This is a genomic window from Mycobacterium sp. NPDC003449 (assembly GCF_053588415.1).
In genome coordinates this window covers 1-10,514 of the sequence record NZ_JBSFPX010000223.1, presented here as the reverse complement: position 1 = coordinate 10,514, position 10,514 = coordinate 1, and the positions used below count along the sequence as shown (strand labels likewise).

At 69.3% G+C, this 10,514-nt stretch carries 10 protein-coding genes; 5 read left to right on the top strand and 5 right to left on the bottom strand.

The genetic code is table 11. From position 1 onward, the window contains the following. On the top strand, positions 1-785 hold a 785-nt coding region (locus tag ACWDTP_RS33840; protein ID WP_450027591.1), incomplete at its 5' end, for an SAM-dependent methyltransferase. 6 nt (positions 786-791) lie between these two features. On the opposite strand, the gene ACWDTP_RS33835 is transcribed toward ACWDTP_RS33840, so the two are convergent. The 3 genes from ACWDTP_RS33835 to ACWDTP_RS33825 are packed head-to-tail and all read right to left on the bottom strand — an operon-like array spanning position 792 to position 3,693. Next, the gene (locus ACWDTP_RS33835) at positions 792-1,298 is read right to left on the bottom strand and encodes a DUF3830 family protein (protein WP_450027590.1); all 507 of its coding nucleotides are present in this window, start codon (positions 1,296-1,298) and stop codon (positions 792-794) included. Further along, positions 1,295-2,707, bottom strand: a complete 1,413-nt coding sequence (locus tag ACWDTP_RS33830; protein WP_450027589.1) for an amidase — start codon at positions 2,705-2,707, stop codon at positions 1,295-1,297. Before ACWDTP_RS33830 ends, ACWDTP_RS33835 begins: the two co-directional genes overlap by 4 nt. Continuing rightward, a complete protein-coding gene (locus tag ACWDTP_RS33825; RefSeq protein ID WP_450027588.1) occupies positions 2,704-3,693 on the bottom strand; it encodes a D-2-hydroxyacid dehydrogenase in 990 nt (329 codons plus the stop codon). The genes ACWDTP_RS33830 and ACWDTP_RS33825 overlap by 4 nt, the downstream gene beginning before the upstream one ends. A gap of 126 nt (positions 3,694-3,819) precedes the next feature. On the opposite strand from ACWDTP_RS33825, the gene ACWDTP_RS33820 reads away from it, so the two are divergent. From ACWDTP_RS33820 to ACWDTP_RS33810, 3 genes are read left to right on the top strand one after another with little or no spacing between them, the layout of a single operon-like run. After that, a complete protein-coding gene (locus tag ACWDTP_RS33820; protein WP_450027587.1) occupies positions 3,820-4,557 on the top strand; it encodes a maleate cis-trans isomerase family protein in 738 nt (245 codons plus the stop codon). Between the two features lie 40 nt (positions 4,558-4,597). Then, the gene (locus ACWDTP_RS33815) at positions 4,598-5,317 is read left to right on the top strand and encodes a maleate cis-trans isomerase family protein (protein ID WP_450027586.1); all 720 of its coding nucleotides are present in this window, start codon (positions 4,598-4,600) and stop codon (positions 5,315-5,317) included. Beyond that, positions 5,314-5,970, top strand: a complete 657-nt coding sequence (locus ACWDTP_RS33810) for a GntR family transcriptional regulator (RefSeq protein ID WP_450027585.1) — start codon at positions 5,314-5,316, stop codon at positions 5,968-5,970. Before ACWDTP_RS33815 ends, ACWDTP_RS33810 begins: the two co-directional genes overlap by 4 nt. On the opposite strand, the gene ACWDTP_RS33805 is transcribed toward ACWDTP_RS33810, so the two are convergent. Continuing rightward, positions 5,956-7,374 carry an MFS transporter gene (locus ACWDTP_RS33805; RefSeq protein WP_450027592.1) on the bottom strand — a complete coding sequence of 473 codons (1,419 nt, stop codon included), beginning with the start codon at positions 7,372-7,374 and terminating at the stop codon, positions 5,956-5,958. The genes ACWDTP_RS33810 and ACWDTP_RS33805 overlap by 15 nt on opposite strands. Positions 7,375-7,581: 207 nt before the next feature. Further along, complete coding sequence (sppA, locus tag ACWDTP_RS33800) at positions 7,582-9,360, bottom strand: signal peptide peptidase SppA (RefSeq protein WP_450027584.1); 1,779 nt, start codon at positions 9,358-9,360, stop codon at positions 7,582-7,584. Between the two features lie 188 nt (positions 9,361-9,548). Between sppA and ACWDTP_RS33795 the strand changes: the two genes are divergently transcribed. Continuing rightward, positions 9,549-10,475, top strand: a complete 927-nt coding sequence (locus ACWDTP_RS33795; RefSeq protein ID WP_450027583.1) for an LLM class flavin-dependent oxidoreductase — start codon at positions 9,549-9,551, stop codon at positions 10,473-10,475. Positions 10,476-10,514: the final 39 nt, after the last annotated feature.

The following is a 10,514-nucleotide window of genomic DNA, read 5'->3' as shown; positions in this document are numbered from 1 at the left end:
CGCCGCTGGTCCGGGCGGTCGGCATCGACGCGTTCACCAAGATGGTCGACGGCGAACTGGACATCGCCGCGATCGCGCCCGACGCCGCGCCCCGGGCCAGGGCGAACATCGACGAGATGGCGGTGCGGACACGGTTTTTCGACGACTATTTCGCCGAAGCCGGCCGAGCCGGGATCCGGCAGGCGGTGATCCTGGCCTCCGGTCTGGACTCGCGCGCCTACCGGCTGCCCTGGCCGGACGGCACCGTGGTCTACGAGATCGACCAACCCGAGGTGATCGAGTTCAAGACCCGCACGCTGGCCGGGTTGGGCGCCGAGCCCACCGCGCAGCGCCGCACCGTGCCGATCGATCTGCGCGAGGACTGGCCCGCCGCGCTGCGGGCAGCGGGATTCGACCCGGCGGCGCCGACCGCGTGGTGCGCCGAGGGGCTGCTGATCTACCTGCCGCCCGACGCCCAAGACCGGCTCTTCGACAACATCGACGGGCTCAGCGCCGCGGGCAGCACGGTCGCCACCGAGTTCGTCCCCGCGTTGAAGGACTTCGATCCGGAGAAGGCGCGTGCCGCGACGGCCGCGTTCAGCCAGCTCGGGTTGACCATGGACATGCCGTCGCTGATCTACCACGGCGAACGGCATTCGGCGGCAGACTATCTCACCACCAAGGGCTGGAAGATGACCGGCGCGGTGCGGTCGGCCCTGTTCACCCGTTACGGCCTGCCCGTCCCGGAGTTCGACGATGACGATCCGCTGGGCGAGATCGTCTACATCAGCGGGACGAGGGGCTGAGAGACCTCAGGCGCGAGCGAAACTCAGCGTCTCGCCGCGCACCCCGCCCATCCACAGGTCCTGGCATGCGGTGGCCATCTCGTCGAGCCCGTCGATGATCGTGCCGAACACATTGCCGGGCACCCAGCCCTGGTCACCATTGATCAGCAGGTTGTTGCGGCCGTAGAACAATGCCAGGTCGACGATGGCTCCGGTGGTCCCGGTGCCGGTGGTGTTCTCGTACCCGTAGCCCGGATTGCCCAGGTCGTCGGAGTCGAACGAGAACCAGCACAGATCCCCGGGGATCGGGGTGACCGTGGTGTTCTCCTTACCCGGATCGGCAGTGAACGCCGGCAGCAGCGTGTAGATCTCGTTGCGCGCGTATTTACCGTGAAACACCTGCGCCGACAGCGCCTTTCCAGCCGGTAACGCATCCCATACCGCCGCGCAGGTTCGGGGCGCCGCTTCGTCGAGCAACTGCGCCGTGCAGGTGACCCCGCGCCGGTCCAGCGACACCGTGATCAATCGGCTCATGCGGTTGTTGCCTCCTCCGTGAGCAGTGCCGGCATCCGGTGATGCCAGTCCGTGGCGTTCTGATAGGCCTGCCCGACGCGCAACACCAACGCGTCCGAATGCCGGGGGCCGACGATCTGCAGCCCGATCGGAAGGCCGCTCGCGCTGAACCCGCACGGCACCGAAAGCGCGGGCTGCTGCGTCAGATTGAACGGGTAGGTGTAGGGCGTCCAACTCGTCCAGTCCGGTGAGGCCGAACCGTCCGGAACATCCCGACCGACGGGGAAGGCAGTCAACGGCAGGGTGGGGGTGATCAGCACGTCATAGGACTGGTGGAACCGGCCCATCAGCTCGCCCAGGTTCATCCGGACGGCGTTGGCGTCCAGATAGTCCGATGCGGTGAACGTCGTGCCGAGCTCCGCGGTTCGGCGCAGCCCCGGGTCCATTCGCCCGGCGCCGCCACCATCCAGCTTGCCCTCCAGCACCTTTGCCTCACCGGCGAACCACAGCACGTGGAATGCCTCCACCGGATCGGCGAAGCCCGGATCGGCCCGTTCGATGTGCGCACCGCCGCGGGCGAGGACGTCGACCGCCGCCGTGACCGCGGCGTCCACCTCGGGATCGTTGGTGCCGAAGCCGAGGCCGGGCGAGTAGGCGACCCGCAGGCCCTCGACTCCGCCGTCCAGCGCATCGCGGAAAGGTGAAGTGGGAGTGGGCATTGCCGACCAGTCGCGTGGATCGAATCCGGTGATGACGTCGAGCAACGTCGCGACGTCGGCCACGGTGCGGGCCATAGGGCCTGCGTGTGACAGCGTCCCGAAAGGGCTTGGCGGATACAGCGGGATGAGTCCGTAGGTCGGTTTGAGCGCGGTCGTGCCGGTGAATGCCGCGGGGATGCGCACCGAACCGCCGCCGTCGGTGCCCACCGACCACACACCCATGCCAAGCCCGACGGCCGCGGCGCTGCCGCCGCTGGATCCGCCCGCGGTGACGGCCGGGTTCCACGGGTTACCGGTTGCGCCGTAGCGCGGCGAGTCGGTGACCCCCTTCCACGAGTATTCCGGCGTGGTGGTCTTGCCGAGTAGTACCGCACCCGAATCACGCAGCCGCGCAACGCACGGCGCATCATCCGCCCACGGTCCGGCCTCGTCGATCAGCCAGCTGCCGCGCAGCGTCGGCCAGCCCCTGGTCCACAATGCGTCCTTGATCGAGGTGGGGATGCCGTCGCCGGGACCCAGCGGACGCCCGGACCGCCACCGCGCCTCCGACTCGCGCGCGGCGGCCAGCGCGCCCTCCTCGTCGACCAGGACGAACGCGTTCACCGACGGCCCGTGCCGGTCGATGGCGGCCAGGCCGGCCCTGGTGACCTCCACCGGTGACAGCGACCCGTTGCGGTAGCCCTCGATCAGCTCGACTGCTGTTGGAATCACGTTGCGCCCCTTGCCCTCGACGGCACATACCCGAGCTTCTTGTCCACCACGTTGAGCATCGGACGTCCGGACCGCCAGCGGGCCAGATTCTCGGCGAACTGTCCGGCCAGGATATCGCGCCAGCCGGTGACATCGCCGGACATGTGCGCGGTGACGACCGCGCCAGGGGCGTCCCACAACGGGTGCGCGGCGGGCAGCGGTTCGGTCTCGAACACGTCGAGGGTGGCGCCGCCGATCTCACCGGCGGTCAGGGCCGACACCAGCGCCGCCTCGTCGACCAGTGGACCGCGCGCGATATTCACCAGGTGCGCATCGGATTTCATGGCGGCCAGCACGTCGGCGCCCACCAGGCCGCGGGTCGTCTCGGTGAGCGGGGCGGCCAGCACCAGGTGATCGCACCAGCCCACCTGCGTGGCCAGCTCCCGGGTGGGCACGATCTCGCCGAAGTCGGGATCGGCGGCGCGGGCCACCCGCCCGGCCCCGCGGACGGTGAGTCCGGCCGCGCGCAGCAGGCGGGCGATCTCCCTGCCGATGCTGCCGGTCCCCACCACCAAGGTCTTGGCCCCTGCGATGCTTCGGGTCTCCCGGTACCGCCATTCGTGGCGGCGTTGGAAGTCGAGGCTGGCCCTGCTGCCCTTGGCGTAGGCGATCACCGCCCCGAGCACGTATTCGGCTATCGGGCGGTCGAATACCCCTCTGGCGTTGGTGACCACCACCGAGGAATCGCGCAGTTCGTCGAACAGCAGAGTGTCCACCCCGGCGGCGGTGACGTGGATCCACTCCAATGCGGCCGCATCCGCCCAGGCGCCACGCAGTGCGGTGGAGAAGTAGTCCCACAGCAGCAGGGCCCGAGCCCCGCGCAGGGCCTGCGCCAGACCGTCGGCCGCGCAGTAGCGCAGGTCGGCGTCCGCGTCGAGATCGGCCAGCTCCGCCGGACGGTCCTCGGGGTTGCCGCACAGCACCGCGACGGTCGGACGGGTGCTCATCCGGCCCCGCCCAGGGCGGTCGCGGCGCTGGGTCGGGGGGTCGGCACCAGTCCGAGGCTAGGAACACGCAAGTAGGATTGTCAACAATCAGTTGCCGCCCGGCGCGTTCGGCCTCACACTGTGGAAATGACGATCGGGGAACTGGTTCCACCCCCACCATTGCGGCAGGTCGGGATAGGTGTCGTGACGCCGTACGATTTCGCCCTGGACCGCGAACTGTGGCGCTGGGTGCCCAACGATGTGAGCCTGTATGTCACCCGGCTCAAGTACGCACCACTGCCGGTGACGGTCGACATGGCGGTGCACGTCTCCGAGCCCGAGCAGGTGGAGGCCGGCGCCGCGAACGTGCTTTCGGTGTCACCCCTCGTCACCGCCTACGCGTGCACCGCGGGAAGTTTCGTCAAGGGGATGGCCGGTGAGGCCGCGCTGGTCGCGGCGATGCGCGCGGCCGGTGCCCCGGCGGCGGTGACCACCAGCGGGTCGGTGCTCGCCGCGCTTCGGCATCTCGGCCTGAGCCGGGTCGCCACCGTCACGCCCTACACCGCCGACCTGACCACCGGCCTGACCAGCTACCTGTTGGAGGCGGGCATCGAGGTGGTCGCCACAGCCGGGCTGGGGATGACCTCCCAAATCTGGGCGGTGCCCTATGAGACCACCGCCGAACTGGTCCGCTCCACCGATATCGACGACGCCGAGGCGATCGTGATCAGCTGCACGAACCTTCCGACCTACGACCTGATCGCCGACCTGGAGGCCGAGTTGGGCAAGCCGGTGGTCACGGCCAATCAGGTGACGATGTGGGCGGCGCTCGCCGTGGCCGGCCGCAAGGCCATCGGCCCCGGACAGCGGCTGCTGGACGGGTGACATCCAGTGCAGGACAACACAGAAGAGAACAGGAGATGGTATGGCGACCGTGGGGATCCTCTATCCCGGCCACAGCGCGGAGGACGACTTCGGAGCGCTCGAGGGGCGGCTGGGGGCCACGGTCGCGTTCCCGGTGGTGATCACCAGCGTCGGTGAGGACGCGCACCGGGTGGATGCGCTGCTGGACCTGGGCCGCCATGAACGCCTGGCCGAGGGGGCCGCGCGGCTGGCCCCGGCACAACCGGACTCGATGATGTGGGCGTGCACGTCGGGCAGTTTCGTTTTCGGGCCGGACGGTGCCCGTGAGCAGGCCGAGCAGGTGGCCGCGGCAGCAGGGGTGCCCGCATCGTCCACGTCGATCGCCTTCGTTGAGGCGTTGCGGTACTTGGGCATTCGTCGTGTCGCGGTGGCCGCGTCCTATCCCGGCGATGTGGCGGCGCATTTCGTGGCGTTCCTGGCGGCCGGCGGCGCGGAGGTGGTGGCGGCCGGCAGCCACGGCATCGTCACCGCGGCCGAGGTGGGCCTGCTGACACCGGATCAGGTGGTCGAGATGGTCCGCGCCGCCGACCATCCCGACGCCGAGGCGGTGCTGGTCCCCGACACCGCCATGCACACGCTGCAGATCATCGACCGGTTGGAGGCCGCGGTCGGAAAACCCGTCCTCACCGCCAATCAGGTGACCGTGTGGAAGGGCCTGCAGCTGATCGGCCCGGTCCCCGCGGAGCCCGGCCTTGGCCGCCTGTTCGAGGCGGCCCGGTGACCGATTTCATCGCACCCGTGGTGCAGAAATCGACGGCGAGCATCATCGCCGACAAGCTCCGCCAGGCCATCGCGCACGGCGAACTCGAGCCGGGGGCGCAGCTGGGCGAGGCCGAACTGGCCCGCAAGCTCGAGGTCAGCCGCGGCCCGCTGCGCGAAGGCATTCAGCGTCTCACCCAGGAGGGGTTGCTGATCTCCGTCCGCAACCGCGGCGTCTTCGTCATCGATATGACTCCCGACGAGGTCGTGGACATGTACCTGGCCAGGGAGGCGATCGAACGAACCGCGGCCCGCACCATCCTGCAGGGGGATTACGCGGCAGCGGGCGACGCACTGCTGGCCGTCGTCGAGGACATGGAGGACGCGGACGGGCCCGATCAGATGGCCGAGGCCGACCTGCGTTTCCACGAACTCCTCGTCGAACTGGCCGGCAGCCCACGGCTTTCCCGGATCCACCGCACCTTCCTGGTGGAGACCAAGATGTGCGTGCACGCGCTGGCCGACACCTACGACAATCCCGACGACCGGGTCAGCGAGCACCGGGCGCTGGCCACCGCCATCCGCTCGGGCGACGTCCACCTCACCGACAAGCTGGTGCTGGTGCACATGGAGGACGCCGTCGAGCGGCTGATCTCGCGGCTATCGACCGGTTGAGGACCCCGGCGCACCGCTCGGCTCGGCCTCGTACTCCAGCTGCGGCGGCGCCTCGGGGGTGCCGGGGATCTCGGTGCCGTTGATCGGGCATCGGGCCGTCTCGGGCACCTTGATCAGCGAGACCATGCCGATCACGCAGGCGGCCATCATGTAGTAGGCGGGCACCAGGTGATCGCCCGTCTCCCCCACCAGCCAGTCGTTGACCAGGGGCGCGGTGCCGCCGAACAGCGATGTCGAGACGTTGTAGGCGATCGCGAACCCGGCGTAGCGGACGTGGGTGGGGAACATCGCCGGGAACGTCGCCGAGATGGTCGACAGCTGAGGCACGTAGAGCAGGCCCAGGATCGCGAACCCGATGATCGCGCCGACCATATTGGTCGACATCAGCAGGAACATCGGGACACCGGCGATGAACAGACCGACCATCGAGACCCACCACATCGGTTTTCGGCCGACCCGGTCCGAGATGTGACCCGCGAACGGCAGGAACACCATCATGGTCAGCATTCCGATGATCGGAACGACCAGCGAGTGGCTGCTGGACAGCCCGATCGTGCGCTCCAGGTAGGTCGGCATGTAGGTGAGCAGGGTGTAGTTCACCACGTTGAGCGCGACCACCAGCCCGCCCAACCGCAGGATCGGCCCCCAGTACTCGGTGACGAGATCCTTGAACTGGGCACCGGTGTCCGACTCGGTCCCCCCCGACTCCTCGAGCTCGCGGAAGACCGGGGTGTCCTCGAGTTTGGAACGCAGGTAGACGCCGATCAGGCCGAGCGGGGCCGCCACCATGAACGGCAGCCGCCAACCCCACGACCCCATCTGGTCGTCGGACAGCAGCACCGAGAATCCGAGCATCAGCAGCGCACCCAGCGAGAAGCCGGCCAGGGTGCCGAATTCCAGGAAGCTGCCGAGGAATCCGCGTCGACGAGACGGTGCGTATTCGGCCATGAACGTTGCCGCGCCACCGTATTCGCCCCCGGTGGAGAAGCCCTGGATCATCCGCAGGATGACCATGATCGCCGGGGCCCAGAGTCCGATCGCGGCATAGGACGGGACCAGGCCGACGCAGAAGGTCGCGCCGGCCATCAGCACGATGGTGAGGGCCAGCACGTGTTTGCGGCCGAGCCGGTCGCCGAGCGGGCCCCATACGAACCCGCCGAGCGGGCGCACCAGGAAGGACACCGCGAACGTCGCGAGGGCCAACAGGGTGGCCTGTGAGGTGTCCCCGGGAAAAATGGCCGCCGAGATGTAGCTGACGCCATAGGCGTAGATGCCGTAATCGAACCATTCGGTGGCATTGCCGATCGCCGATGCGGCGATCGCCCGTTTCAGCACTCCCGGGTCGGGTGCGTCCTCGGCGGGCGCACTGTAATCGACATCCGGCTTGTCACCGAAGCCCTTCATCGGGTTTTTTCGCGCAGGCACGGTTCCTCCAAGTGTCTGACGACACCGTCCCGCCGTGCGCACTCGTTACGGCTGCGCTGACTGGGATGAACACCGCAGGGCCAGGCCGTCGTCTCGTCGACAAATCATTAATTGCCGAAATTTGACGTTACAGCCCCACACCGGCCGATGCACCGCCGCGTTACCGCCTCGTAACTGACGTATGCGTCAGAATCGGTGGTCGCCGAGCCACAGCACGCTCGCCCCGGCCACCGATCGCTCGGCCTGATCGAGCACCCCGGCGACCGACCGTCCCACCAGCGCGCCGAGCGCCTGCGGCAGTGAGGCCGCCGCAGGCTGGGATGACGGTTTGGGCCGCAGCACGTCCAGCCACGACGAACCGGGATAACCCACCACCCGGACCTCGGTGTCCGGATCGAACCCGGCCAGCACCTTGGCCCGGGTTACCGCGGTACGCAGACCGCCGAGTTCGTCGACGAGTCCGCGTTCCTTGGCGTCGGCACCGGTCCACACCCGCCCCCGGGCCACCGATTCCACCGCCTCGACACTGAGATTGCGGCCGGCCGCCACCCGCTCGACGAAATCGGTGTAGAGCAGGTCCGCCTCGGCCTCGACCTGCGCATGCTGCTCCTCGGTGAAGGGCTCATTCGCCGACCAGGCATCGGCATTGGCGTTGGTGCGCAACGAATCCGAACCGACACCGAGCTTGTCCTTGAGCTCGCGCGACACCAGCTTGCCGGTGATCACCCCGATGGAGCCGGTCAGCGTGCCGGCATTGGCCACGATCTCGTCGGCGGCCATCGACACGTAGTACCCGCCGGACGCGGCCACCGCACCCATCGACGCGACGATCGGTTTGCCCGCCTCGCGGGCCCTGACCACCTCGCGCCACACGGTTTCCGAGCCGAGCACCGAACCGCCGGGGCTGTCCACCCGCAGCACGATGGCGGAGATGTCGTCGGCGGCCGCGGCTTCCCGCAGGGCCGCGGCGATGGTGTCCCCGCCGGCGCTGGACCCGCCGAACGGCAGCGCCTGCGGACCGCCGCGGCCGCTGACGATCGCACCGTGCAGAGTCACCACGGCCACCGTGGGCTTGGTCTTGCGGCCGGGCAACGGCGGCACCGATGCGGGCAGCTTCTGCGCGGTGGCCCGCGCGTAGCGCGTCAGGTACAGCCGGGGCGCGCCGTCCTCGCCGTCGGCATCCTCTGAGGCGCCTGCGAGTTCGCCGATCCGGGCGTAGGCCTCGTCGCGGAAGCCGATCCGGTCGACCAGCCCGCCGCCGACCGCGTCGTCGCGCAGCAGCGGGGCCTTGTCGGCGAGGGAGTTGACGGTGTCGCGGTCGAGGCGGCGCGACTCGGCAATCGCCTGCCACACCTGATCCTGCAGGCTCTCGATGAGCCGGCCGTCGGCCTCGCGGTGAGCGTCGGTGTAGCTGTCCTGGGTGAAAAGGTTTGCCGCGGACTTGTATTCACCGCGCGCCACGAACTGGGCCTCGATCCCGGCCTTGTCCAGCGCGTCCCGGAGGAACATGGAGTTGGTGGCGAAGCCGACCAGCCCGACGGTGCCCGCCGGCTGCATCCACACCTCGCGGAACGCCGAGGCGAGGTAGTAGGACAGGGTTCCGGGGTAGGTCTCGGCCCACGCCAGGGTCGGTTTGGCGTCGCCGAACGCCGCGATCGCCTCGCGCAATTCCTGGACCGGCCCGGCCGCGGCGGCCGGCAGCTGGACCCTGGCGATCAGCCCGGCCACCCGGTCGTCGGAGGCGGCGCGGTGAATCGCGGCCACCGCCTGGCGCAGCACCAGCGGGCGCCCACCGCTGGCCAGCATGGCCAGCGGATCGAATCCTGCGGTCTCCGGCGGCGCGGTGAGCAGGTCGAGCTCCAGTACGCAGCCGCTGGGGACGCCGTTGTGCCGGGCGGTATCGACCTTGCGGACGACGGCCCGCAGGTCGGCGGGTCCCGGCAGTCCGGGGAGAAAGTCCAACATGACCAGAGCCTACCGATCGGTGCCCACCTTCCTCGGCCTTCGTCCGGCGAGCAGGCGCGCACTTCTTCCGGCGAGCAGACGCGCGCGTACCCGAAAATCACCGCTGACGGGTACCTGGGCGTCTGCTCGCCAAGGAAAGTCGGCAAGGAAACGTGGGCACCGCCGGGCAGCCGCCGTACCGTGGTGCGGTGAGGTTCTCGATCTCGATACCGCAGCGCGACACCGACAGTTTCGACGATGCCGGCCTCAAGGCGTACCTGGCCCGCGCCGAGGAGTTGGGTTTCGAGGGCGGTTGGACCCTGGAGCAGACCGTCGGCGAGGCACCGGGGATCGCCCCGCTGGAGATGCTGTCCTATGCAGCGGCCTGCACCACCCGGCTCCGGCTGGGTGTGGCGGTTCTGGTGACCTCACTGCACGATCCACTGCAGCTCGCGTCGGCCATCACGGCCGTCGACCGGCTCAGCCACGGCCGGCTCGACGTCGGGGTCGGCCACGGTGGCGCCTCCCGGCCGTTCGCCGCGTTCGGCGTCGACCGGTCGACGTTCGTCGGCTACTTCAACGAGGGTCTGGAGCTGATGAAGGCGGCCTGGTCCGACCAGCCGCGGATCACCTTCCACGGGCGGTTCCGTGACGTCGACAACCTCGCGATCCAGCCCAAGCCGGTGCAGCGGCCCCATCCACCGATCTGGTTCGGCGGCACCGCGCCCAAGGCACTGGCGCGCGCGGTGCGCGACGGCGACTCGTTCCTGGGCGCGGGATCGTCGACCACCGCCACCTTCACCGAAGCGGTGCGTACGGTGCGCCGGGAACTCGACGAGCAGGACAAGGACCCGGCGGGTTACACCATCGGTAAACGGGTGTACCTGACGATCGACGACGACGCGGCGCGCGCCCGGCAGCGGGTGCTCGACGGGCTGCACCGGATCTACGGGCCGATGCCCGGTATCGACGCGGTTCCGGTCTCCGGCACACCCGGCGACGTGGTGCGGGGGCTGCGCGAGGTGATCGACGCCGGAGCCCAGACGGTCGTGCTCAATCCGACCGGCGCCACCGTGGCCGAGGACCGCGAGCAGATGGAACGCCTTGCCGCCGAGGTGATCCCGCAGCTCACCTAGACCGCGAGCAGACATAAAACTGCCCATTCTCGCGTGGAA

What these genes read in the sequence shown, in the direction of transcription:
- ACWDTP_RS33825 (WP_450027588.1), bottom strand. Translation starts at nt 3,693, where the DNA reads ATGAGCACCCGTCCGACCGTCGCGGTGCTGTGCGGCAACCCCGAGGAC.
- sppA (WP_450027584.1), bottom strand. Translation starts at nt 9,360, where the DNA reads ATGTTGGACTTTCTCCCCGGACTGCCGGGACCCGCCGACCTGCGGGCC.
- ACWDTP_RS33805 (WP_450027592.1), bottom strand. Translation starts at nt 7,374, where the DNA reads ATGAAGGGCTTCGGTGACAAGCCGGATGTCGATTACAGTGCGCCCGCC.
- ACWDTP_RS33835 (WP_450027590.1), bottom strand. Translation starts at nt 1,298, where the DNA reads ATGAGCCGATTGATCACGGTGTCGCTGGACCGGCGCGGGGTCACCTGC.
- ACWDTP_RS33820 (WP_450027587.1), top strand. Translation starts at nt 3,820, where the DNA reads ATGACGATCGGGGAACTGGTTCCACCCCCACCATTGCGGCAGGTCGGG.
- ACWDTP_RS33815 (WP_450027586.1), top strand. Translation starts at nt 4,598, where the DNA reads ATGGCGACCGTGGGGATCCTCTATCCCGGCCACAGCGCGGAGGACGAC.